Here is a 23,802-nt window from a genome sequence, read left to right on the forward strand (position 1 = left end):
GGATTATTTGTCTTCGAACTTCTCATTGATCACCTCGCGATATTCGCGATCGGAGGCGCGGAACAGGAAGACGAAATAGGCGATGAGCACGATCGCCATGATGATCAGCGTCGGCCAGTCGATGATGTAATGGAAGCGGTTCTGGATGATGTCGTGGGCGGTCTCGGGCGTGTAGCCGAGCTTCTCCCAGATCGACGCCATGGTCGCGTTCTGGCCGAGCGCGTCCCAGGTCTTGGCGTCGAGCGCATCGATCGACTTGGCTGCGCCGGCGAGGCCGAGTTTCAGCGGCAGCCACAGCGCCACGAAGATGGCGACCACGACGACGGCGATGTCGAAGACCTGACCGGCTTTGTTCTGCTCCGGCGGGATGTAGCGGGACATGGTTTCTCCCTTCAGGACGGGCGGTTGCGGAACGCGTCGGCGTTCTTGATGTCGAGGCCGTAGATGAAGTCCTTGTCTTCCTTGTAGTGGTTGAGCATCGCCAGGATGGCGGCGGTGTTGAAGATCAGCACCGCGGCAGCCGCGATGACCACCACGACCTTGATCCCGCCGTGGGGGATGTAGGCCCAGGTCATCAAGAGGACGAAGAGGATCGTCGCCCACAGGCAGACGATCAGGAGCACGGATCCGCGCACGTCGGAACGGTACAGCGCTTCGATGCGCTGTTGCAGGTCGGACATCGGTTTTTTCCCCTTTTCTCGACGTCCGGTTCCGAAGTGGCCGGGCGTCCACTCTTTCAACAGAGTGAAATTTTTTTCATAAATTCCGCCCGAACCACGGAATTGTCAAGCCGGTTTTACGCGGGGTAAACCATTTGGTTCGCAGTCCAGCGTTTGCCTGTGGATAAAACTATTTGCCTGCGGGAAAATCCGCGACTCGAGATGCATCGGCAGAGGACGCGAAGGAGAACGCGTTCTCGCGTCGGGGAGAACGCGACAGGGGCCGATACTGGCGGTCCGGTCAGATGCTGAGGTCGAAACTGGCTAGCTCGAGCTGTTCTGCGGATAGCAGATGATCGAGAGATAGCGCATCGGCAGCTGCGTCAGCTCTTCCGGACCGTGCGGCGCGTCGGCGTCGAAGAACAGGCTGTCGCCCGGCTTCATCGGATAGAGATTGCTGCCGTGCCGGTACACGACCTCGCCCTCGAGCATGTAGAGGAACTCCATCCCCGCGTGCTGGAAGATCGGGAACACGTCCGAATCCTCGGTCAGCGTGATGAGATAAGGCTCGACGACGACGCCGCTGGTGTTTGCGCCGATATGGCCGAGAAGATTGTACTGGTGGCCGGCGCGCGTGCCGCGTCGCTCGACATCGAGGCCTTCGCCGGCCTTGACGAAGACCGCGCTGTGTTCCTCCTCGAAGCGACGGAAGAAGGCGGTGAGGGGAATGCCTAGCGCCCGCGACAGCGCCTGCAGCGTGGTCAGCGACGGCGAAACGATGCCGTTCTCGATCTTCGACAGCATGCCGAGCGAAATGTCCGTGGCTGCCGCGAGATCGGCGACGGTGATGCCGAGCTTCTTGCGGAAGGCGCGCACCTCATGGCCGATGGCGACTTCCAGCACTTTCTCGCGCGTGTCGCGGATCGCGTGCGGATCCTGCGTCAGCGGTGCGCGGATGCTTCGGACGGTTCGCCCGTCCGCCGAGGCGCCCTTCGGCAACGGTTTGGCTTTGGCGGCCGCGCTGGAAGGCTTGATGTCGGTTGTCTTCTTCGCCATGGCCTCTCAACTTCCGCCGATATATTTCACTCACGGTGAACATATTCGGTGGCGATACAGAGTGCAACGATGGAAGCCATCTTATGTCGCAGGATTGGCGACGAAATCGCCCGACCCGATCGCCAAGGGTGGCAGTCAGGACAGGCATTTGCCTGCGGCTCAGGGCATAATCGGCCTTCTCACGACATGATCAGGCCGCCATCGACATTGATCGTCTGTCCGGTGATGTAGGCCGCGTCGTCGCTGGCGAGGAAGCTGACCAGACCCGAAACGTCCTCGCCGCTGCCGGCGCGGCCCATGGGGATGTTCTTCACCCATTCCGCCATCAATTCGCCCGGCTTGTAGTCGCCGAGCAGCTTGCCCCAGGCGGTATCGTTATACGCCCACATGTCGGTGTCGATGATGCCGGGACAGATGGCGTTGACGGTGATCTTTTCCTTGGCCACTTCCTTGGCGAGGCTCTGGGTGATGCCGACGACGCCGAATTTCGAGGCGGCGTAATGCGGGGTGTAGATGAAACCCTGTCGCGCCTGGCCGGACGCGGTGTTGATCAGCCGGCCGCCTTGGCCATGCTTGCGCATGCGCCCGATGGCTTCCTGGCAGCACAGGAACACGCCCTTGGTGTTCACCGCCATCACCTTGTCCCACTCGGCCTCCGTCATCGCTTCGATCCTGGCGATGGTGATGACGCCGGCGTTCTGAATGGAGATGTCGACGCGGCCGAATTCCTTCTCGGCGAGATCGTAGAGCGCCGCGACCTCGTCCTTCTTCGTCACGTCCATGCGCATCGAGGCGACTTTCGCGCCGGCGGCCTTCAGGCTTGCCGCAACCTCGTCGACGCGCGGATCGATGGCGCTGACCACGACCGCCGCGCCTTCCGCCGCGAAGCGCTTCGCCATCGCAGCACCAATGCCGCCGCTGGCGCCCGTGACGACCGCCGTCTTTCCTTCAAAACGCTTCTGCATATTCTCTCCCTACCAGCAGACGAAGCCGCCATCGACGATCAGGTCGATGCCGGTGACGAAACTTGCGGCGCGGCTCGCCAGGAACACGGTCGGGCCGACCATCTCCTCCGGCGTCGCCATGCGGCCCATCGGCGTGTCGCGCTCGAAGATTTTTATCTGCTCGGCGACTTCCGGCCGCTTGTTCATCGGCGTCAGCGTGTAGCCGGGACTGACGACGTTGACGCGCAGGCCGCGGTCGGCCCATTCCATGGCGAGGCTCTTCGACATATGGATCACAGCCGCCTTCGACGAATTGTAGTGCGCCTGCGTCAGTCCCCGGTTGACGATCGAGCCGGACATCGAGGCGATGTTGACGATGGAGCCCTTGCGGCGCGGCAGCATGACGCGCGCCTCGGCCTGGCAGGACAGGAACACGCCGCTGACATTGACGTCGTAGATTTTCTGCCACTTCTCCATCGGCAGCGTTTCGGCGGGCTCGGCCCCGGCGACGCCGGCATTGTTGACGGCGATCGTCAGCGCGCCGAGTTCCTTTTCGATGCGCTCGATCGCCGCCGCGAGGTCGCTCTCGGACGTCACCGTGCCGGTCAGCACCAGCGCCCTGCGGCCGAGCGCTCTAATCTTGTCGGCCGTCTCCTCCAGCCCGCCCTTCGAGCTGTGGCCGAAGCAGGCGACGTTGGCGCCGGCCTCCGCCAGTCCGATGGCGATCGCCTGGCCGATGCCGCTGCCGGCGCCTGTCACCAGCGCCACGTCGCCATGAAGATCGAACAGTTTCATCTCTTTCCCTCTCCCTGAAAGAAGGGGCGCCAGTCCTGCTGGCGCCCCGCGCGGTCCGGTGCCTGGGAGGGTATCACCTGCTGCGCTTTGTTCCCATCCGCCGTGCCTCAGCTCGTGGCGAGCTCCATCACGGCGATATTGCTAGCCTCTTCGCGGTCGAGGATGCCGCGCTGGCGGCCGCGGCTCAGCACCAGCACGCGGTGCGAAAGCCCCAGCACTTCCTCCAGATCCGAGCTCACCACCACCACCGCCATGCCGGACCGGGCGAGATCGGCGATGACATCGTAAATCGCGGCGCGGGCACCGACATCGATCCCGCGCGTCGGCTCGTCGAGGATGAACACCTTGGGCGGCCGCGACACCCATTTGGCGATGATCACCTTCTGCTGGTTGCCACCGGAAAGCTTTGAGACCGCCTGGTTCGGCTTGCCCTTGACGCCAAGCCTCGAGATGCCGGCCTCGGCGAACCTCTGCACGGCCTTGGGAAACACCCAGCCCTTCGGCGCGACATGGTCGAAATTGCCGATGGCGAGGTTCTCGCCGATCGTCTGTTCCAGCACTACGCCCTGTTCCTTGCGGTCCTCCGGCACCAGCACGACGCCGGCCTTGATCGCCGCCGCCGGTCCGCTGAGATGCACCGGCTGGCCCGCGACGCGCACCGAACCGGACGAGATCGCATCGGCGCCGGAGATCGCCCGGACCAATTCGGTGCGGCCGGCGCCGATCAACCCGGCGATGCCGAGGATTTCGCCCGATTTCACCGAGAAGGAAACGTCGTTGAAGCTGCGCTCCGGCGAGGACAGGTTCTCGACCTCGAGGACCGTCTTGTCGCCGGGCGGCGACAGCTTCGGGAACATGCGTTCGACGCTGCGCCCGACCATCTGCTCGACCACGGTGCGCACCGGGATGTCGGCGCGCTCGTGCCGGGCGACGATGCGGCCGTCGCGCATCACCACCACGCGGTCGGCAATCTGCGCGATCTCGTCGAGGCGGTGGCTGATATAGATGAAGGACATGCCTTCGGCCTTGAGCTTGCGGATCTGCTTGAAGAGCAGCTCCGTCTCCTCGCCGCCAAGCGCCGCCGTCGGCTCGTCGAGGATCAAAAGCTCCGCATTCAGCGTCAGCGCTTTGGCGATCTCGACCTGCTGCTGGGCGGCGACGCGCAGCGTGCGCACCTTGCGCTCGGGCGAGACGTCGAGGCCGAGGCGCTTCAATTGCGCCGAGGCCTTGGCGTTCATGGTTGCGCGGTCGATGCGGCCGCCGCGCATCGGCAGACGCCCGACATAGACGTTCTCCGCCACCGACAGGTCCGGCAGCAGCTTCAATTCTTGATGGATCATGCCGACGCCGGCCTCTATTGCCGCGGCGGGGTTGGCGGGGGAATAGGGTTTCCCCCGCCAGATGATGGTGCCGGCATCGGCCTTCGTCGATCCGGCGATGATGTTGGACACCGTCGACTTGCCTGCGCCGTTCTCGCCGAGCAGCGCCACGACCTCGCCCGGCCGCACCTCGAAGCTCGCATCGGCCAGGACCTGGACCGGTCCATAGCTCTTGCTCAGCCCGTTGACGAAGAGCCCGTTATGGGGGCTTTCGCCAGTGTGAGGATCAAGGGACATCGTGGCGCTCTTCAGCTAGCTCGCCCTCAGGGATGCTTCTCGATGAACTGGGCGACATTGTCCTTGGTGGTCAGCGTCGCGTCCTGCAGTTGCTCGGCGGCCGGCTTGTCGCCGGCCACCAGCTTGATCGCCGAATCGACGGCGAGACGGCCCATGCCCTGCGTCTGCTGCGTCGCGGTCACGTCGAACACGCCGTCCTTCAGCGCCTTCAGCGCCGCCACGTCGCCGTCGAAGCCGGCGATCCAGATCTTGTGGTCGGGATTGGCGACCTTGACCGCCTGCGCGGCGCCCAGCGCCAGCGCGTCGGCCTGGCCGAAGATGATCGAGACATTGGGATGGGCCTGCAGCAGGTCCTGCGCCAGCTTGAAGCCCTCGTCCTGGTGCCACTGGTCGCTCCAGAGCTCGCCGACCACCTTGATGTCCGGATAGGCCTTCAGCGCTTCACCGCAGCCCTTGGAGCGGTCGACTTCCGGCGTCGTGCCCTTCTGGCCATGGATGATGACCATCTCGCCCTTGCCGCCGGCCTGCTTGGCGATGTAGTCGCACACGCCCTTGGCGGAGTTGACGCTGTCGGTGGCGATGAAGGTGTCGCCGGGCGCGCCGTCGGCGTTGCGGTCGACATTGACCACCGGGATGCCGGCGGCCTTCGCGGTCTTGGTCGGTACGGTCGCGGCGGTGGCGCCGGCCGGGATGTAGATCAGCGCGTCGATGTTCTGCGTGACGAGGTCCTGCACCTGGCTGACCTGCGTTGCCGAGTCGCCCTTGGCGTCGACGGTGATGACCTCGATGCCCTTCTCCTTGGCGTAGGCTTCGACCGACTGCTTGATCTGGTTGAAGAAATCCGCCTGCAGATTGGCGACGGCCAGCCCGAGCTTCTTGGCGTCCTTGGCCGAAGCGGCGTCGGATAGGCCGAGCAGCGGGACGATGGCCGCGGCCGCAAGCAGCAGTGAACGTTTGGTCAGCATGTTTTTCCTCCGTTGGTGTTCAATCCCGTCCAGCCTGCGCATCGCGGCGCCCCTGGCCGGACAGTCCCAGTCTCGGATCGACTGATCCGTTCCGCCCGGACATCCGGGCGAATCCCTATTGCCTGCGGCGACGCCAGGTGTCGGTGGCGACCGCCAGCGCGATCACCACGCCGATCACCACCTGCTGGATGAAGGGCGAGACGCCGAGCAGGTTGAGCCCGTTGCGCAGCACGCCGATGATGAGGACGCCGATCGCCGTGCCGCCGATCGAGCCGATACCGCCCGAAAGGCTGGCGCCGCCGATCACCACCGCGGCGATCGTGTCGAGCTCGTAGCCGACGCCCGAGCTCGGCTGCACGGAATCGAGCCGTGCCGCGAGCACGATGCCGGCGAGCCCCGCCAGCAGGCCGCAGATCGCATAGACCCAGTTGGTCAGCGACTTCACCGGGATGCCGGAAAGGCGGGCGACCTCGGCGCTGCCGCCGATCGCATAGAGGCTGCGGCCGGTGGCACGATAGTTGAGGAAGATGGCGAAGATGATCGCCAGCACGATCATCAGCCCGACGGTGACCGACAGGAAGCCGAAATGGCGGACGATCGAGAGATTGGTGAACCAGTCGGGAAAGCCGACGATCTGCGAGCCGTCGGTGATCATGTTGGCGAGACCGCGCGCCACCGACATCATGGCCAGCGTCGCGATGAAGGGCGGCAGTTTCGTCACCGTCACCAGCAGGCCCGAGACCAGGCCGCAGAGGGCGGCGACGACCAGCGCCGCGGCGATGCCCACCGGGACACCGAGGTTGAGATAGTCGGGATAGGCGACGTAGCCCATCACCATCGAGGCCAGCGCCAGCACCGAACCGACCGAGAGGTCGATGCCGCCGATCAGGATGACCAGCGTCATGCCGATCGCCATGATGCCGAGCACGGTCACCTGGTCGAGCACGTTCAGGATATTGCGAAAGGTCAGGAAGGTGTCGGTGGTCAGCGCCAGCGCCAGGCAAAGAAGCGCCAGCCCGATCAGCGGCCCCATCGTTCCGGCAAACAGAGCCGAAAGCTTCGCGCCGGAAGCCGCCTGCGCGGCGCCGGTGCCAGCCTTCAACTCGCTCGTCTCGTTGCTCACGGCCACTTCGTCTCCTCCGTCAGCGAGCCGGCGATGGCCCGCCGGTTGCTCTTGTTCACCAGGCACCTCCCTCGTGAACAATTTATCTTTGATATGCAATTTTGTTCAGCTAAAACGTTCATCAGAAAATTGTCAAGTGCCGCTGACGCTTTCGGCGGCGGTTTGCACGAACCGACGGTTTGCCATAGGGAAAGCCCAGCACATGCGGGAGGCATAAGGATGGCGGTGATCGAGAACGAGAAGGCCTCGCGCTTCCCGGATGCCGAGCTCAAGGCCCGCGCCGCCTGGCACTATTACGTCGAAGGCCTGACGCAGGAGCGGATCTCCGAGATCCTCGGTGTCGGCCGCATCAAGGTGCACCGGATTCTCTCGGCCGCGCGCGAGGAGGGTATTGTCCAGTTCCGCATCCGCGACAGCGTCGTCGAATGCGTGCAATTGGAGGAAAGCCTGAAGCAGCGCTTCGGCCTCAGCCAGGCCGTGGTGGTGCCGTCGGCCGCCGACCGCAGCAACACGCCGCTGATGATCGGTCATGCCGCAGCCGCCTACCTCGCCGACAACGTCAATCCCGGCGACGTCATTGCGCTCGGCTGGGGCAGGACGCTGAAGTTCGCCATCAACGAATTGCCCAGACGGCCGATCGCCAGAACCACGGTGGTCTCGATGCTCGGCGGCCTTACCCACGCGCAGCCGCTCAACCCGACCGAGAGCGCCTGGGAATTTGCCGAAAAGATCGGCGCCGAATGCTATCTGCTGCCTGTGCCCGTCTATGCCGACAGGCCGGAGCAGCGCGATGCCTTCATGAGCCAGCGCAGCGTCCAGGACGTCGTCTTCCGGGCGCGGCGCGCCAACATCGCCGTGCTCAGCGTCGGCTCCTTCTCCAGCGACAGCCCCATCGCCAATTACGGCTTCATCAAGCCGAGCGAGCTGGAGGAATTGCAGGCGGCGGGCGCGGTCGGCGACATCCTCTGCCACTTCATCGACGCCGAGGGCCGCCCGGTCGACCACGAAGTCAACCGCCGCGTCTGCGCCTATCCGCTGCAGGATCTCTCCGACATCCCGACCACCATCCTGGTTTCGGGTGGCCAGGAGAAGATCGCCGTCATGCGAGCCGCGCTCGCCAATACGAAGGTTTCCGTGCTGATCACCGACGAGGATGCCGCGAAGGGGCTGCTTAGCCGGTAGAGCCAAAGGCGATAGTCTTCAGAAGGTGCAGATTTTGGGGCGCTTCTCGTAGGACCAATCCTTGAGCGGCACGGGCTTGAACCTGCCCTTGACCGGCTTGCCGTCCTCCAGGTCCCTGGAGGCTGTAGCCTTGCCGGTAAGGTAGTTGATGTCGCAATCGCCAATCGTCGTGTCGACGGTCCCGTCGGATTTCTGGATGTTCCAGTCCCAGTTGCGGCTGTAGCCGCCGACCAGGAACTTGCCCTGGCGATGGACGATGGTCAGCGTGTCCTCTGTTGACTTGCTGGCGCCGCAGCCGAAGCAGGAGGTGATCGCCAGCGATCCCTTGCCCTTGGCTTCCAGGTCGAGGATCCGGTCCTCGGTCAGCCCCTTCCTGACGAAGTCGGCCTTTCGCGAGGGATCGGGCTTTTCCTCACCCGTCCCCAGATAGAAATAGAGGTCGGCCGGACCACCACCGTCCTGCATCACCACGGCGCGGTCCATCGTGCCGTCCTGGTCGATGTCGAGTGCAAGCTCGAACGCCGGCTTGCCGCCGGCAAGCGCCGGCATCGTCGCTAAGGCGACAGTCAAGGTCAGGGCTGCATGATGAATTCTTATTTTCATGTGCAATCGTCCGCCGCGCGTCAGAACCTAGCATCAGCGGGGCAGGGCGCAAAATGCGTCGGTTCACATAGAGATCAGGCCGCGCCCAGCCGGGCGTGGATGTCGCGCGTCGCGTGATAGAGGTCGCGGTAGATTTCTTTGCGGGCGCGATAGGTCGGCACCAGCGCCTCGACCGGATCGACCTGTCTTGCCGGCTGTGCCGCCATCGCCTTTGCCGCGTCTTCCGGCGACGCGAACCAGCCAATTGCCGAGGCAGCCAGCATGGCCGCACCCAGTGCTGCCGCCTCGTTGACCGGCGAGACCAAGAGCGGCCGCTCGAGCACGCTCGCAATGATCTGCATCAACAGCATCGAATTGGTGCCGCCGCCTGCCGCGATCATCGCGCCGGCCTTGGCGGTCTGCGCCTCCATCGCATCGGTGGCGATCGCCTGCTCCAGCGCAATGCCTTCCAGCACGGCGCGGAAGAGATGCTTCGGCTCGTGGTCGAGCGACAGGCCGACGATCGCGCCACGCGCCGCGCCATCCCAATAGGGGCTCATGACGCCGGCCCAATAGGGCATGACGAGCAGGCCGTCACTGCCGGGAGCAACCGTCATCGCCGCCTTTTCCAGCACCGCGGCCGAAGGCGAACCGGTGGTGCGCACGATCCAGTCGACCAACTGCATGCCGGAGCGCAGCACCGTCTCCAGCATGAAGCCGGAGCCGGTCGGTGAAACCAGCGTGCGGAACGCATCCGATGTTGTGACCGTGCCGGAATAGTTTCCGCTGACGACGCCCGAACCCAGCGACAGATAGCTTTTGCCAGGACCGTAGACCCCCATGCCGAGGCCCATTGCCTGGCCGTCGCCGGCGCCGGCCACGACCGGTGTGCCGGCCTTCAGGCCCGTCGCCGCCGCGACGTCTTCCGAAAGAGTGCCGCAGACCGCGCCGGGGGCTGCGAGCTCCGGCAATTGCTCCGGACGCAGGCCCGCCGCCTCGACCAGTCGCGGATGCCAACAGCCGTGAGCGATGTCGAGCAGGCCGAGCGGATCGGCGCTGGCCGTGCTGGTGACAAGCCGGCCCGTGAGCCGGTGGACGAAGAAAGCATGCACGTCGACCAGCGCTGCCGCCTGGGCGAGCGCCTGCGGCTTGTGCTCCATCAGCCAGGCCAGGGCATAAAGCGCGGGCGTCGGGTCCGGCGGCTTGCCGCTCCAGTCGCGGATCGCCTCGCGGCCAAGCTCTTCTGAAAGCCGCGCCACCTGGCGACGGGCGCGCTCGTCGAGCCACAATATGGCGGGGATGAGCGGCTTGCCGGCGCCGTCGATCAGCGTGAAGCTCTCGCGCTGGTGGGCGATCGAAATCGCCTTTACGCGCGACGCGCCGATCTTGTCGGCGACCTGTTTCAGGGCCGACAAAAGGGCATTCCACCAATGCTCGGCATCCTGCTCGAAATGGCCGGGCGCCGGATTGGACAGCGGATAGGTCTCGCGTGCCTGGAACAGCTCCGAGCCGTCGCGGGTGAAGGCGATCGCCTTCACGGCCGTCGTCGAGGCGTCGATCCCGATTACGACATCGTTCATCAGGCGAGGATCCGGAAGGTTAGTGCATGTCGCGCAAAAGTGTGCAGCGGTTTTGCGAAAACGACATGCATAAAGACAAAGACCTAAAGCGCGTCGCCTGGATCCGTTTCAGCGCGACGCGCTTTAGGCCGCGTTGGTTACGAACCGCCCGTCCGACTGGTCGAGACGACGGCGGATCTGGGTTATCACCATCGAATCGTCGGGTACACAATTTTCATAGGTCAGGAAGTCGCCGGCCTTGATCGGCTTCACCACCTTGGCGCGCTCGGCGAGGCCGAGCGGCAGCGCGCCCTTGGCGCGCGCGTCCTCCCAGGTCATGGCGAAGCCGCGATAGTCGTTCTCGCCGATCATGCCGAGCGACTGTCCGGCGCCGAGACTGGTCTTGGCGACAGCCACCGCCTCCGCCACCGGATGGTCGAGCGGCTCCATGTCGGCGCGCTTGTAGACCACCGCGCGCGCCGCCGAGAGCGGCACTTCGAGGCTGGTGAGGTGGTAGGGACGGAAGATCGTGAAATAGGGCCCTTTGCCGACCTTGAGGTCGATCATGCGCTCCAAAACGCGCGGATGCTTGGTCTCGATGATGCAGAACACGCCGGGCGCGACACCCTTGCCGATCGAATAGTCGACCACGCCCTTGCGGTGCAGCACGCCGCCGTCCTCGCGCGGGCAGAGAACGCTCGCCAGCTCTTCCAGCGTCGCCGTCGGGCCGTGCATGCCCGGCACGTCGGGCACCAGGCCGGTGGCGTTGGCGATCGCCACCATCTCGATCGCCGTCTTCGAGCCGTCGACGAATTCGACCAGCATGCGCGCATTCATGTTGCGCTCGTTAGCTTCCTTCTCGTAATCGGCGGGCACCGCGTCGATGTTCAGCGGATTGTTCTTGCCCTTGCCAGCGGCAACGATGTTGAAGCCGAGGCTCTTGGCGAAGCCGATGATCTCCAGCGTGCAGGCGGGCTCGTCGCCGGCCGCACCCGTATAGACGACGCCGGCCTTGCGCGCTTCCTCTTTCAGGAAGCGGCCGATGGTGATGTCGGCCTCGACATTGAGCATGACGATGTGCTTGCCGTTCTTCATCACTTCGAGCGCGAACAGCGTGCCGATATTGGGATTGCCTGTCGCGTCGATGATGACGTCGATGCGACCGGCGGCGGCTAAAGCATGCAAATCCTCGGTGACCGCGATCTTGCCGGCCTCGATGGCGCGGTCGATGGCCGCTGCGTTGGGCGCCTGCACGATGTCGGAGCGGTCATGACCGGCAAGCAGCGCGGCGTCGATCGCCGCTTGCGGCCGCACCTCGGAAATGGCGCCGATGCGCATGCCCGGCATAAGTGCTACCTGGACGACGATATCCGTCCCCATCTGCCCGGCGCCGGCGAGACCGATGGTGATCGGTCCCTGCTTCTCGGCACGCTGCAGGAGTTCCGCTGCGAATTGCGGATGGGACATGTCGCTTCCTCCGGTCCTTGGCGCGCCGCCGCGCCGTAATCGTTTGAACATTCCTATTTCTATTTGAAAAATATTTCAACCGACATTTCGAAAGGTGCAGCAGGAATCAAACCTGTGGACAAGCGCTCGCAACAACGCGGAATCGTCGGCGGGACAGCGCCCCCCTCTGTCCTGCCGGACATCTCCCCCACAAGGGGGGAGATCAGCTTTCGCTGCCGGCTTCGCTAATTTTTAGACGTTGAAGAGTGAGCGGGGCGCCCAATCAGCCAATCTCCCCCCAAGTGGGGGAGATGTCCGGCAGGACAGAGGGGGGCGCGAAGGAACGCGACGGCTGCTATTTCACACCGCTGCCTTGCTTCGTTTCGGAATAGCGCTAGCGAATGCCGCTCAAAAATATCCATCCGAAGCCGCCGTCGCCTCTTTCGGGATCTCCACCCCGTCGACCAGGATCTTGTCGACCAGCTCGTGGTGGAAGCACACCAGGCCCTTGATGCGCTCGGCCTCGTGCACCGGCTCCGGATAATACCAGACGAGATTCTCGTGCCGCTTCGTCGCCGTCGTCACATGGTAGTAATTGGAGATGCCCTTGTAGGGGCAGCGCGAGATGTAGCGGCTGGGCGAGAACATATCGAGCCGCGTGTCCGAGATCGGCAGATAGTGGCGCACCGGATGGCCGGTCTCGAACAGGAACACGCCGCGCCGTGAATCGGCCACCTGCTCGCCGTCGAGGATCACCTGCACCCGCCGCGACGAGGGCAGGCAGTCGACGCGGCGGAACGGATCGCGGGCATGCACGAAAATCTCCTCGTCCTCTTCGTACCAGTGCGTCATCTTCGGCCAATAGAAGGAGATGTAGTCCGCGATCGGCGGGCAGCCCTTGACCGGATCGAGATAGCGCCAGGCGCCGTCCTCTACCAGCGTGATGCCGGTGTTGAGCGAGTAATGCGTGGCGGTGCCCTTGAACGGGTCTTCCGTCGTTGTCTTGCTCGGCAGCAGGAACTCCTCGCGCACGTCGCTCATCGGGAAGTAATAGACCGGCAGATGGTCGCTCTCATAAAACACCAGCGCCTTGGTGGTGTCGGCGACGATCATCGGTCCGACCTGCACGCGCAGCCGCTTGGGCGAGGGCATGGTGAAGGCGATATAGCCCGGCTCGAACTCGTACTGCACGATAGTGTCGAGCAAGGGAAAATGCGGCCCGCGGCCGCGCAAATGAGGCTTGCGAATGGTAGTCGTCCTTTTCTCGTCGTTTGCCGCCAGGTTCCTACGCGCGATCATGATCAACCCACCGATACGCGATCGAGCAGCAGTCCGGCGGCGATCGGCGGCAGGCCGCTGACATTCTTGCGCACCGGCACCAAGAGATCCGGGAAATAGCTGAAGATCACCGGCGTCTCGTCGAGCAGCAGTTTCTGGATGTCGGACGCGGCCTTTCGCTGCGCGTCGAGGTCGAGCGCCTTGAGATAGCTGGTGACAAGCCCGTCATAGGTCGCGTTCTTGAAATGCGCCGCGTTCCAGGGACCATCGCTCACCAGCGGGCTTTTCAGGAACACGTTCGGCACGCTGCGATGCGCGTAGTCGGTGATGCCGAGCGGGCTGTCCAGCCAGTCCGACTGGCCGAACACCGCCTTGCCGTAATATTTGTCCTGGTCCTCGATGTTGAGCGAGATGCGCGCGCCGATCTCCTTGGCGAAGTTCTGGAAGAGCTGCGCGTAGCCCGGAATGTCTGAATAACGCAGCGTCGTCAGCGTCATGTCGAAGCCGTTCGCGAGGCCCGCCGCCTCCATCAGCTGTTTGGCCTTGGCGATGTCCTGCGTCCGCTGCGGCACCGACTTGTCGGTGGCGGGGAAGGCCGGCGCGAACGGGCTGTCGTTGCCGGTCGCGGCCATGCCGCGGCAGAGCCCGTCAACCAGTTTGGAGCGGTCGATGCATAGCGCCAGCGCCTGGCGCACGCGCTTGTCGGTGAAGGGCGCCATGTCGCAGCGCATGTGGAGCTGGCGATGCGCGGTCGAGGCGACGCGCAGCACGGTGATGTCCGGATTGCCGAGCACCACCTGGCTGACATCGAGCGGGATGGCGTCGAGCACGTCCACTTCGCCCGCCTGCAGTGCCAGGATGCGTGGCTGCACGTCGGCATAGAACTTGAATTCGAGCCGGTCGGGCAGGGCCTTCTCGCCCCAGTAGTCTGGATTGCGGACAAAACTCGCGCCGACTTTCGGCGTATAGCTTTCGAGCCGGAACGGTCCGGTGCCTTCAAAAGTCTTCTCGTAGTCGCCCTTGTAGCTCGCCGGCAGGATGACGGCGTTGTAATTGTCGATCGACACCGAATAGGGGAAGCTGCCGTTCGGCGCGTCGAGATGGAATTCGACGGTGTGGTCGTCGACCTTGCGCGTGCCGCCCTTGGACAAGAGGCCCTTGAACACCGAAAGCGCGTTGGACGTGCCGTTCGGGTCGGAGAGGCGATCGAAGGTCGCCACGACGTCGTCGGCCTTGAAGTCCTCGCCATTATGGAATTTGACGCCCTTGCGCAGCTTGAAGGTCCAGACGCTGCCGTCGGCGTTAGGCGACCAGCTTTCCGCCAGCACCGGCTTCAGCGTCAGGTCGGGCTGTGTCACGCACAGGAATTCCGCCGTCTGAAAGACGAGCTGATAACTGCCGCTGTCATAGAAGGTGACGGGGTCGATGGCGCCGCCGGGTACGGCGACGCCGGCGCGCACCGTGCCGCCCGGCTTGCCTTCGGCGCGCGCCGGCGGTGCGCCAAGGCCGACCGCCGAGGCGATGCCGCCGAGGACGGGCAGCGACAGTCCGAGCACGCTGCCATGGCACAGGAACTCGCGCCGGCCGATCCTGCCGGCGAGCAATTCGTCGATAGCGGAATTTTCGATTGCGCTGAGATGTCTGCGAGCGGCGTCGATCGTCCTGAAATGCTTCGGCATGGCTGCATTCCTTGGCTGGCGTGGGGGCTCTGCCATCTAGTTCACTGTTGACCACGACCGAAAAGCGATATTTTTTGATGATGGCCATCGGAATCTTCGATTGCCGCCGAGCCGAAAGCGAAAGCCATGGATACCGAGAATCTGCGCAGTTTCCTCGAGGTCGCGGCGCATGGCAGTTTCACCATTGCCTCCCATCGGCTGAACCTTGCCCAGTCCACCGTCAGCGCGCGCATCCGCGGCCTGGAAGAACAATTGGGGCGCAAGCTGTTCGTTCGCGACAGCGACGGCGTCACGCTGACGCCGGCCGGCCGGCAGTTCCTGCCGCATGCCTCCACGATCACCCGGACCTGGGAGCAGTCGCGTCAGGACATAGCCGTTCCCGACGGCTACGAGACGCTGCTGAGGCTCACTGCCCCCGCCTATCTCTGGGACAGCATCACCTCGCCCTGGATCGACTGGATGCGGGCGAAGCGGCCGAACGTGGCGCTGCGGCTGGAAGGCAGTTTTCCGGATCTCGCGATCGATCAGATGGCCGAAGGCCTGCTCGACATCTGCATCCTCTATCTGCCCAGGCCGCATCCCGGCATCGTCTATGAGACCTTGGCCGTCGATCAGGTGGTCCTCGTCCAGCACACGGCGCAGACCGGACCTTGGACGCAGAATTACATCCTGATGGACTGGGGGCTGGAGTTCCGCGTCGAGCACGACCGCGCCTTTGCCGGCATGGTGAAGCCGGCGATCTCGGCCGGGCTGGTGTTCATCGGCCTGCAGCATGTGCTGTCCCAACGGGCAGCCGCCTATCTGCCGCTGAGTGCCGTGAGCACCCATATCGCGCGCGGCGAATTGCGGCGCGTCGAGGACACGCCGGTGTTCCAGCGCCCGATCTACCTTGCCTATCCGGAGAACCCGGCCTCTTCCGATGCCCTCGATGTTGCGCTCACCGGTCTGCGCACACTCGCCGGTAACTTGTCCAGCGATCAGGTTTTCGCGGAGAGCGACCGGGCCTTCAGCATGGGAGGGTAGGCCGCGGAGGTTTTACCGGTGCGGGCCTTCACCGCTGGTCAAACAATCGAACTCCGAATGGCGGGTTGGCGTATAGGACGCGAGCTTTGGTCGTGAGGAGATGTTCGCGATCTCTTGAACCAATTTTCTGCGGACTGCGACTGCAAACAAAGTGAGATCATCAACCCCCATCAAGAATGCATCGGGTCCACCGATGACGCAGTGCTCATAGTAAGTGTTCAGATAGCCCTCACTAAAGGTCTCAAAACCGTTGGAAGTACCGTGCGGTAGCGACACCGGCAGGCCGTTGATGGTGATGCCGGAGGCTATCACCTCGTCCCTCACTGGCACGACTGGAGGCCCGGCGTTGTTGGGACCATCCCCGGATACATCGATCACCCGGCGATCGCCCACGGCCCAACTGTGGGCGAACAAATCCTCCGCCGCCTGCAGGCCGCGCGAAATCGATGTTCCTGCTTCCCTGACGATCGGCCGGACTGCAAGGGCGTCGGCGAAGCGTTTCGCATCGTCATAGCTGCCTATGATCGTCCACGGCACAACAACGCGCTGATACTTTGGCCCTGCCCATTCGACGTATGCGACGGCAATCCTGCCACGTGCCCCCGACGCTATGGCTCGCGCGACATCGGAGTGCCGGAATGCGTTGACATAGCCGTCGCGTTGAACCCGTTGCTCGGCCTGGCTCATCGATGGTGAGACATCGACGGCGAGGATCAGTTCAAGATCGACGGCGCGCCTTTCAGGCCAAGCACCCACGGACGTTGGGCCGCAGACGCCGACAAGCAAAGCCAGAATCTTGAGGCGTGATCTTGGCGGAGGCCGTCTCTCCTTCGGGCAATGACGAACGTTCGAAAGACCCTGCGTCCCCATCTGGCACCGCCTCGGCGCTTCTGCGCCCATTGGCTAGGTTTTACGGGGTCGATGCTGGGACGATACGCGGTGTCTCGCTTCACCCGAATGGGTGATGGCGCCGTCTCAATGCGGAGAAGCTATGCGCAAGCGGGACAAGAGCGCCGTAAGTTCCGCCTAGCGGCGCGTTCCCGTTTTCGCAAAGACAGCCCGGAGCTGCGTTCGGGCGGTTTCACGGCCGATGGCCAATGCAGCGCTTGCCGCGCCGATCCCTTCGCCCGTCGCCAGGCGGGAGGCGAGCCGCGCTTCGGCTGCTGTCAGTTGGAAAGTCTGGCTGAGCATTCGTTCGGTTGGCGCCTGTTCGGCCACGAGGTCGGTGAAATAGAGCAGCGCATCGCCGCCATTGAAAAGATCATGCGCGAATGAAGTCATTGGCATGACCTCTGCGAGAAGCCAGGGTGACCCGTTGCGGCTGATGACAACGGGCTCGGCCCGGTGCGACGCACTCGACGGGCTCGAAACAGCGGCCCGCGCCAACCCCTGCAGACGGGTGTCGCTCGCCCGATCTACCGCGTGGATGCGGCCGTGACGGATCACCAGATCGGAGCCGAGGAGAGCATCCGCATGCTCATTGACGCGCGTAACATAGCCCCGGCAGTCAAGCAACGCGGCCGCACAATGGAGGCGGTCGAGTGCGGCAAGCCTCGAGCCGAGCGAAATGTCCCAAACCTTCTCCGCCACGCTTATGATCCGGCTTAGGTCCGGCGCCACGCTCAGGAAACGATCGGCTTCGCTCGGGTAGAAGCGGCCGCTCCGAGCATCGCGATACAGCGGCACGCACCAACTGCGGTTTCTCACAACGACACTGATGGAGGCCCACCATTCGCGATTTCCGGGGCGCGCTATCTCATTGTAATAAGGCAGGACCCTTCGTTCCTCCGGCGTTGTGATTTCGTCCTCGACGGTGAAACTGACCGGCGGCTTCGCGAGCAACTGTGGTCTGTCAAGAAGGGGGTTGGGTCCGTTGCCGATCCTCTCGTGCCAGAGAGCCGTAAACTCGGCGTGTTCCGTCGAGTCCGGTGCCCGCACGGTCTTGTGACGCTGATCGCACCGAAAGGGGTGTGTTTGGTCGCGGGTGCGCAGAGCGCAACTCGTCGCGCCCAGCGAATCCGCGAGCTTTTGAAGCGCTCCCGGCCACCGGTCAAATTCGAAAGCAGCGTCATAGCAAGCTTCTATCGCAGATGCGATTGCTTCCCCGGCAGCCATTCAAACCGACCTTCGTCTGGATGAATTACCACACTCTCTAAGTTACCACAGATCGGTGAAATCAAAAATGGTCAGACAGCAATCGTCGTCGGTCCTGTGTAGTCTCGGCGAGAGTCGCAAATCATAGGCGGCTCTTGGCCAGGAAGCGGATATCCATTCGCCTGTCGGCCGCTATGCCGGTTCCGCTGCGGTGAGCTTCGGTTTCTGCAGCCTGGCCAGTTCCTCAAAAGGAATATGGCAGCGGATCGTGTGGCCGGGCTCGGCCTCGGCCAGTTCCGGCTCCTGCGTCTCGCAGATCGCGCCGATCTTGCGCGGGCAGCGCGTGTGGAAGACGCAGCCCTTCGGCGGATTGGCGGCGCTCGGGATTTCGCCGTCGAGACGGATGCGCGAGTTTTCGGCCCGGTCGAGTTTCGGCACGGCCGACAGAAGCGCCTCGGTGTAGGGGTGATGCGGGCCGGAAAAAACCGCTTCCGACGGTCCGAATTCCATGATGCGGCCGAGATAGAGCACGGCGATCCTGTCGGACAGATAACGCACCACGCCGAGGTCGTGCGAGATGAAGATGTAGCTGACATCCTGCTTCGACTGCAGGTCGGCGAGCAGGTTGAGGATCGCCGCCTGCACCGAGACGTCGAGCGCCGAGGTCGGCTCGTCGCAGACGACAATGCGCGGATCACCGGCAAAGGCGCGCGCGATCGCCACGCGCTGCTTCAGGCCGCCCGAAAGCTGGCGCGGTTTGACCGCGAGATGCCGGTCGGTGAGCCGCACCGAACGGACGAGCTCTTCGAGACGTGTGTCCAGTGTCTTGCCGGTGAGCCCGCCCAGCCGCTTCAATGCGCGGCTGAGGATGTGTCGGATCGAATGCGAGCGGTTGAGCGCCGAATCCGGATTCTGGAAGACGATCTGCACCGCCTTGACCTGATCTTCCGAGCGGCTTGCAAGCCGCGGCGCCAGCTGCTTGCCCTCGAGCTCGATGCTGCCGCCTTCGTCAGGAGGCACTAGGCCGAGCAAAAGCCTGGCGAAGGTGGTCTTGCCGCTGCCGGATTCGCCGACAAGGCCGAGCGTCTCGCCGGGCCTGAGGCTGACAGAAACATCCTTCACCGCCCTCAACGGGCGGCCGTGGCTGGCATAGGTCTTGTTCAGCCCTTCGACCTGCAGCACCGGTGGCGCCTGCTTTGGCGCTACGGCGGGAACATCGGCGGGCGTCGCGCGCGGCAGCGACTGGGCCTTGTCATGGTAGTGGCAGCGCGACAGCCGGCCGTCGCCAAGCTCGTAAAGCGGCGGCGGCTCGCTGCGGCAGCGCTCCGTGGCCAGCGCGCAACGGTCGGCGAAGGCGCAGCCAACGATATTGGCGCCGATGCCGGGCAGGAAGCCGGGGATGGTGTCGAGTCGGCCCTGGTCCTTGCGCTGGCCGCCGCGCGGCAGGCAGCGCAACAGCGCCACCGTGTAGGGGTGGCGCGGGTCGTTGAAGACGTCCTTCGTCGAGCCTTCCTCGACCAGCATGCCGGCATAGAGCACGCCGACCCGGTCGCACATGTTGGAGACGACGGCGAGGTTATGGCTGATGAACAGGATCGAGGCCGACAGTTCGCGCCGCAATTGCCCGATCAGGTCGAGTACTTCGGCTTCCACGGTGGCGTCGAGGCCGGTCGTCGGCTCGTCGAGGATCAGCATCGACGGATCGTTGGCCAGCGCCATGGCGATCGCCACGCGCTGCTGCATGCCGCCGGACAACTGGTGCGGATAGCGCTGCATGACGCTGGCCGGATCGGAAATCCGCACCCGGTTCAGCATGGCTATCGCCTTGTCGCTCGCTGCTTGTCCCGAGATGCCGGCAAGCTCGAAGATTTCGGTCAGTTGCCGGCCGATGCGCAGCGAAGGATTCAGCGCCTTGCCGGGATCCTGATAGACCATCGACACGCTTTCCGCCCGCGCCCGCCGCAGCGCTTCGGCGTCGAGCTTCATCACGTCCTGGCCATCGAGCGCGATCGAGCCGCCGGTAATCGAGCCGTTGCGCGGCAGATAGCGCACCACCGACAGCGCCGCGGTGGATTTGCCGCAGCCGGACTCGCCGACCAGCCCGTAGGCTTCGCCGCGGCCGATCTCGAGGCTGACATTGCGCAGCACCGCCCGGTTGCGGCCGCCGACACGATAGGCGACCGAAAGATCGTTGAGCTCGAGCGCGTTCTTCTCAGTCATTGAACGCTCCGTGGACGCCGTCCGCCACCAGGTTGACGCCGATCACCAGCGAGGCGATCGCCAGCGCATCGAACAGCACCGTCCACCAGAAGCCGCCACCGATCATGCCGTAATTGCTGGAGATCGACAGCCCCCAGTCGGGAGAGGGCGGCTGGATGCCGAAGCCCATGAAGGAAAGCGTCGCGACGGCGAAGATCGCATAGCCAAGTCGCACCGTCGTCTCGACCAGGATCGGCGGGATGACGTTGGGCAGGATCTCGACGAACATCGTGTGCGGCGCGCCCTCGTGGCGCAGCTTTGCCGCCGCGACATAGTCGAGCTCGCGCTCGGCAAGCACCGCCGAGCGCACGGTGCGGGCGATGATCGGCGCGAAGCTCAGGCCGATAACGACGATGACGGTGATCTTCGAAGTGCCGAGCGCCACGATGGCGAGCAGCGCGATGATCACCACCGGAATCGCCATGAAGGCTTCGAGCACGCGGCTGACGATGTCGTCGACGATGCCGCGGAAATAGCCGATCAGGAGTCCGAGCGCGGTGCCGGCAACGGTCGCCAGGATCGTGGCCAAAGGCGCCACCGTCAGGATGTCGCGCGAGCCGACGATGACGCGCGAGAAGACGTCGCGGCCGATCTGGTCAGTGCCGAACCAGTGCTCGGCCGACGGTGCCGCAAGCGCGTTGATGATGTCGTCGGCGAGTGGGTCGTAAGGCACGAAATGCTCGCCGAACAGCGCGCAGATGACCCAGAACAGGACGATGCCGAACCCGGTCAGGAAGGTGCCTGACCGCAGGAGCGAATGCAGAACCTCGCCCCAGGGGCCGCGCCGCGACGCGGCGTCCGGCGCTGGCAGGTTCGCGGGAATATCTGTCGAGCTCATTGCTCTGCTCCCAGCCGGATGCGCGGATTGAGCACCGAATAGAGGAAGTCTGCGACGAGTGTGGCCACCGCATAGACGATGCCGATGGTGAGAATGCCGGCCTCGAGCATCGGGAAATCCTTGCCGCGCGCTGCGGTGAAGATCAGCGAGCCGATGCCCTGGTAGCGGAACAGCGTCTCGATCACCACCAGGCCGCCGATGAGATAGCCGGTCTGCGTGGCGATGACGGTGATGGTCGGCAACAGCGCGTTGCGCAGCACGTGCCGCCAGATCACCGTGCGCCATGGCAGGCCTTTCAGAACGGCAGTGCGCGTATAATCGGAGTCGAGCGCCTCGATCATGCCGGACCGCGCCATGCGGGCGATGTAGCCGAACAGCACCAGGAACAGCGGCAGCGACGGTAGGATGAGATAATAGAGCTGGGTGAAGAAGCCGGCGCCTTTCGGCCAGGCGGCCGCGATCGGCAGCCAGCGCAGCCACACCCCGAAGATCAGGATCAGGATGATGCCGGTGACGAATTCCGGCAGCACCGTCACCGACAGGCCACTGAGGCTGATGATGCGGTCGAGCGGCCGGTTGAGGTTGAGCGCGGCGATGACGCCGCCCAGGATGCCGATCGGCACCACCAGCACGAAAGCGACGAGCGCCAGCTTCATCGAATGGCCGAGCGCCTCGATCACGAAAGGCGCGACCGGCGCGCGGAAAATGTAGGACGTGCCCATGTCGCCGTGCAGGAAATTCCAGATCCAGGTTCCGTATTGGGCGAGCAGCGGCCGGTCGACGCCGAGCGAGTGGTTGAGCGCGTCGACGGCGCGCTGGTCGGCGAACGGTCCCAATATGGCGCGCCCGACATTGCCGGGCAGCACCTGGCCGCCGAGGAACACCATGACGCTGAGCAGGAACAGCGTGACGAGCGACAGAGCCAGGCGCCGGACGAGGAAAGCGAGGATGGCGAAATACTCCTATTGGAGCCGGCTCTCGGTGGAGAGCCGGCTTTCAGGGATAGATTTGTTCGCTCGCGTCAGGCCTTCGAAGCCTTCTCGAGGAACAACTGCGACATGGCGGTGGGCTGCACGCCCGTCACGCCCTTCGCCGTCGCCGTCAGGTAGTCGTAGAAATAGCCGAAGATCACAGGCGTTTCCTCGAGCAGCAGCTTCTGTATCTTGCCGGCGGTGGCTTTCTGCGCCTCGAGATCGAGGGCAGCGATATAGCTCGTCGCCAGCTGGTCGTAGTCCTTGTTCTTGAAGTGCGCGGCATTCCAGGTGCCGTCGCTCTTCAGCGGTGCCGCAAGGTAGACGTTCGGCACGCCGCGGTGGCCGTAGTCGGTGATGCCCATCACCGAATCCAGCCAGTTCGACTTGCCGAACACCGCGTCGCCGTAATAGGCGCCCTGGTCGAGGATGTTGAGCTCGAGCTGAATGCCGATCTCCTTGACCCAGTTCTGGATGAGCTGGGCGTATTCCGGAATTTCGAGATAGCGCTCGGTGGTCAGCGTCACCTTGAAGCCCTTGCCGGCGCCGGCCGCTTCCATCAGCTGCTTGGCTTGCGCGATATCCTGTTCGCGCTGCGGCACGCTGGCGTCGGTCGACGGGTAGACGCTCGCGAATGGGCTGTCATTGCCTTCCTGGGCGCGGCCCTTCATCAGGCCGGCGACGAGCTTCTTGCGGTCGATGCTGAGCGCGATCGCCCGGCGCACGCGCGGGTCCTTGAACGGATCGGCGTCGCACTGCATGTGCAGCTGCTGGTGAGCTACTGACTTCAGGCTGATGATGTCGACGTTGGGATCGTTGAGCAGGCCGACGCCAGCCAGCACCGGCATCTGGTTGATGATGTCGATCTGGCCGCCCTGCAAGGCAAGGATCTGGGCCTGCATGTCGGAGAAGAAGGTGAACTCGGTGCGTTCCGGCAAAGCCTTCTCGCCCCAATAATCGTCGTTGCGCACGAAGGACGCGCCGACCTTGGCCGTATATTTTTCCAGCTTGAACGGACCGGTGCCGTCGAAGCTCTGTTCGTAGCCGCCCTTGTAGCTCGCCGGGATGATGACGGCGTTGTAGTTGTCAGACGACACCATGTAGGGGAAGTTGCCGTTCGGCGCGTCAAGGTGGAACTCGACCGTATAGTCGTCGACCTTCTTGGTGTTGCCTTTCTGCAGGATACCGTTGAACACCGACAGCGCGTTGGACGAATTGGCAGGGTCCGCGAGACGGTCGATGCTGGCCACCACGTCGTCGGCCTTCATCTCGCCGCCTGAGTGGAATTTCACGCCCTTGCGCAGCACGAAGGTCCACACCGTGCCATCGGCATTCGGCTTCCAGCTCTCCGCCAGCGCCGGCTTCAGCACCAGGTCCGGACCGTCGATGCAGAGGAATTCAGCCACCTGCTGCAGCACCAGCAGACCGCCGGCGTCGGCGATGGTGACTGGATCGATGGCGGCGGACGGCACGTTGCTTCCGACGCGGATGGTGGCGCCCGGCGCGCCCTGGGCGCGGGCAAGCGAGGGCGCGGCGCCGAAGCCGGCCGCCATGCCGATGCGGCCGAGCAGCGGCAGCGACAGGCCGAGCAGACTGCCGTGGCGCACGAAATCGCGGCGGCTAACGCGGCCGTCGATCAGGCCGTCGATGAGGTGGTTTTCCAGCGGCGTGCGGTTGCGCCGGATGAGATCGAGAATGCGATAGTTCTTGCTCATGGGTCTAAACCCTTTCCC

Annotated in this window: 21 protein-coding genes; 2 read left to right on the forward strand and 19 right to left on the reverse strand. The window is 64.2% G+C overall.

All coding sequences use genetic code 11. From position 1 onward, the window contains the following. Positions 1–3: 3 nt before the first annotated feature. The 8 genes from AC4FWB_RS07080 to AC4FWB_RS07115 form a co-directional block, all read right to left on the reverse strand. A complete protein-coding gene (locus tag AC4FWB_RS07080) occupies positions 4–381 on the reverse strand; it encodes a hypothetical protein (protein ID WP_491025195.1) in 378 nt (125 codons plus the stop codon). A gap of 11 nt (positions 382–392) precedes the next feature. Continuing rightward, positions 393–680: a hypothetical protein gene (locus AC4FWB_RS07085; RefSeq protein WP_491025196.1), complete on the reverse strand. Its 288-nt coding sequence runs from the start codon at positions 678–680 to the stop codon at positions 393–395. A 303-nt stretch (positions 681–983) separates the two neighbouring features. Then, positions 984–1,715, reverse strand: coding sequence for a helix-turn-helix domain-containing protein (locus AC4FWB_RS07090; RefSeq protein ID WP_491025197.1), 732 nt, complete (start codon positions 1,713–1,715; stop codon positions 984–986). Between the two features lie 179 nt (positions 1,716–1,894). Then, a complete protein-coding gene (locus AC4FWB_RS07095) occupies positions 1,895–2,680 on the reverse strand; it encodes a glucose 1-dehydrogenase (protein ID WP_491025198.1) in 786 nt (261 codons plus the stop codon). A gap of 9 nt (positions 2,681–2,689) precedes the next feature. Then, positions 2,690–3,454 carry an SDR family oxidoreductase gene (locus AC4FWB_RS07100; protein ID WP_491025199.1) on the reverse strand — a complete coding sequence of 255 codons (765 nt, stop codon included), beginning with the start codon at positions 3,452–3,454 and terminating at the stop codon, positions 2,690–2,692. Positions 3,455–3,561: 107 nt separating this feature from the next. Then, the gene (locus AC4FWB_RS07105; protein WP_491025200.1) at positions 3,562–5,070 is read right to left on the reverse strand and encodes a sugar ABC transporter ATP-binding protein; all 1,509 of its coding nucleotides are present in this window, start codon (positions 5,068–5,070) and stop codon (positions 3,562–3,564) included. Between the two features lie 26 nt (positions 5,071–5,096). After that, entirely contained in the window at positions 5,097–6,035 is a 939-nt protein-coding gene (locus AC4FWB_RS07110; RefSeq protein ID WP_491025201.1) for a sugar ABC transporter substrate-binding protein, read from the reverse strand. Between the two features lie 115 nt (positions 6,036–6,150). Beyond that, on the reverse strand, positions 6,151–7,068 hold the full coding sequence (locus AC4FWB_RS07115; protein WP_292344390.1) for an ABC transporter permease: 918 nt from the start codon (positions 7,066–7,068) through the stop codon (positions 6,151–6,153). A 309-nt stretch (positions 7,069–7,377) separates the two neighbouring features. Between AC4FWB_RS07115 and AC4FWB_RS07120 the strand changes: the two genes are divergently transcribed. Beyond that, positions 7,378–8,340, forward strand: coding sequence for a sugar-binding transcriptional regulator (locus tag AC4FWB_RS07120; RefSeq protein ID WP_491025202.1), 963 nt, complete (start codon positions 7,378–7,380; stop codon positions 8,338–8,340). An 18-nt stretch (positions 8,341–8,358) separates the two neighbouring features. Here the strand turns inward: AC4FWB_RS07120 and AC4FWB_RS07125 are convergent, their stop codons facing one another. The 5 genes from AC4FWB_RS07125 to AC4FWB_RS07145 form a co-directional block, all read right to left on the reverse strand. Then, the gene (locus AC4FWB_RS07125) at positions 8,359–8,943 is read right to left on the reverse strand and encodes a hypothetical protein (RefSeq protein WP_491025203.1); all 585 of its coding nucleotides are present in this window, start codon (positions 8,941–8,943) and stop codon (positions 8,359–8,361) included. Positions 8,944–9,017: 74 nt separating this feature from the next. Beyond that, positions 9,018–10,502 (reverse strand): xylulokinase, encoded by a 1,485-nt coding sequence (locus AC4FWB_RS07130; protein ID WP_491025204.1) that lies wholly within the window; start codon positions 10,500–10,502, stop codon positions 9,018–9,020. A gap of 123 nt (positions 10,503–10,625) precedes the next feature. Further along, a complete protein-coding gene (locus AC4FWB_RS07135) occupies positions 10,626–11,948 on the reverse strand; it encodes an NAD(P)H-dependent oxidoreductase (protein ID WP_491025205.1) in 1,323 nt (440 codons plus the stop codon). Between the two features lie 387 nt (positions 11,949–12,335). Continuing rightward, entirely contained in the window at positions 12,336–13,226 is an 891-nt protein-coding gene (locus tag AC4FWB_RS07140) for a DUF427 domain-containing protein (RefSeq protein ID WP_491025206.1), read from the reverse strand. 2 nt (positions 13,227–13,228) lie between these two features. After that, a complete protein-coding gene (locus tag AC4FWB_RS07145) occupies positions 13,229–14,884 on the reverse strand; it encodes an ABC transporter substrate-binding protein (protein WP_491025207.1) in 1,656 nt (551 codons plus the stop codon). Between the two features lie 126 nt (positions 14,885–15,010). On the opposite strand from AC4FWB_RS07145, the gene AC4FWB_RS07150 reads away from it, so the two are divergent. Further along, complete coding sequence (locus AC4FWB_RS07150; protein ID WP_491025208.1) at positions 15,011–15,907, forward strand: LysR family transcriptional regulator; 897 nt, start codon at positions 15,011–15,013, stop codon at positions 15,905–15,907. Between the two features lie 12 nt (positions 15,908–15,919). Here the strand turns inward: AC4FWB_RS07150 and AC4FWB_RS07155 are convergent, their stop codons facing one another. From AC4FWB_RS07155 to AC4FWB_RS07180, 6 genes are all read right to left on the reverse strand, one after another. Next, positions 15,920–16,693 (reverse strand): DUF1194 domain-containing protein, encoded by a 774-nt coding sequence (locus AC4FWB_RS07155; protein WP_491025209.1) that lies wholly within the window; start codon positions 16,691–16,693, stop codon positions 15,920–15,922. A 240-nt stretch (positions 16,694–16,933) separates the two neighbouring features. Then, entirely contained in the window at positions 16,934–18,022 is a 1,089-nt protein-coding gene (locus AC4FWB_RS07160) for a helix-turn-helix transcriptional regulator (protein ID WP_491025210.1), read from the reverse strand. A gap of 171 nt (positions 18,023–18,193) precedes the next feature. After that, positions 18,194–20,221, reverse strand: a complete 2,028-nt coding sequence (locus AC4FWB_RS07165; RefSeq protein ID WP_491025211.1) for an ABC transporter ATP-binding protein — start codon at positions 20,219–20,221, stop codon at positions 18,194–18,196. Continuing rightward, positions 20,214–21,098 carry an ABC transporter permease gene (locus tag AC4FWB_RS07170; protein ID WP_491025212.1) on the reverse strand — a complete coding sequence of 295 codons (885 nt, stop codon included), beginning with the start codon at positions 21,096–21,098 and terminating at the stop codon, positions 20,214–20,216. The genes AC4FWB_RS07165 and AC4FWB_RS07170 overlap by 8 nt, the downstream gene beginning before the upstream one ends. Continuing rightward, on the reverse strand, positions 21,095–22,048 hold the full coding sequence (locus AC4FWB_RS07175; protein WP_491025265.1) for an ABC transporter permease: 954 nt from the start codon (positions 22,046–22,048) through the stop codon (positions 21,095–21,097). The genes AC4FWB_RS07170 and AC4FWB_RS07175 overlap by 4 nt, the downstream gene beginning before the upstream one ends. A gap of 71 nt (positions 22,049–22,119) precedes the next feature. Beyond that, positions 22,120–23,784, reverse strand: coding sequence for an ABC transporter substrate-binding protein (locus AC4FWB_RS07180; RefSeq protein ID WP_491025213.1), 1,665 nt, complete (start codon positions 23,782–23,784; stop codon positions 22,120–22,122). Between the last annotated feature and the right edge of the window lie 18 nt (positions 23,785–23,802).

Source organism: Mesorhizobium sp. LEGMi-168a, from assembly GCF_058312955.1.